Annotated in this window: 1 pseudogene; it reads left to right on the top strand. The window is 72.6% G+C overall.

Going from position 1 to position 471, the window contains the following annotated elements:
• Positions 1-78 precede the first annotated feature (78 nt).
• Positions 79-471 (top strand): annotated as a pseudogene (locus ACY45C_RS20420) (hypothetical protein); the annotation flags it as partial.

Genomic DNA, 471 nt, shown 5'->3' with positions numbered 1-471 from the left:
TGTCAGGATGTGTGGGGATCGGGGGAGCGCGGAACGGGCCGCGGCGGCGGCGATCCCGGATTCTAGGAGGGAACGCGGGTGTCAAGGGGACTGCGTCAGACGCTCGGCGCCAGCTTGGCCGCCACCGTGCTGGCGGTGGGGCTCGCGGCGTGCGGTTCCGGGGACAAGGCACCGGCTCCACCCGCGGAGATCGTCCTCAACCGGGGGCAGGACTCGTCAATCCCCTTCCGCACCGAGGCCGACGGCGAGGTGCTCCTGGACGTCACCACCACCGCCCCAGGGGTCTCCTGGGGCTCCCCGGGCGGCGAGTCCGCGGTGTTGTCGCTCTACGTCGACACCGCCTACGCCACCGACCTCGTGATCCCCACCTCCTTCCCGATCAAGCGCAGCCTCGCGCTGGGTCACCTGGCCGCCGGCAAGCACACCCTGCGGACGCTGTTCGCCGCGGACCGGTCGCCCCGCAACGCCGCC

This window comes from Frankia sp. CcWB2, assembly GCF_977927585.1.
This window is presented reverse-complemented; position numbering and strand designations above follow the sequence as displayed.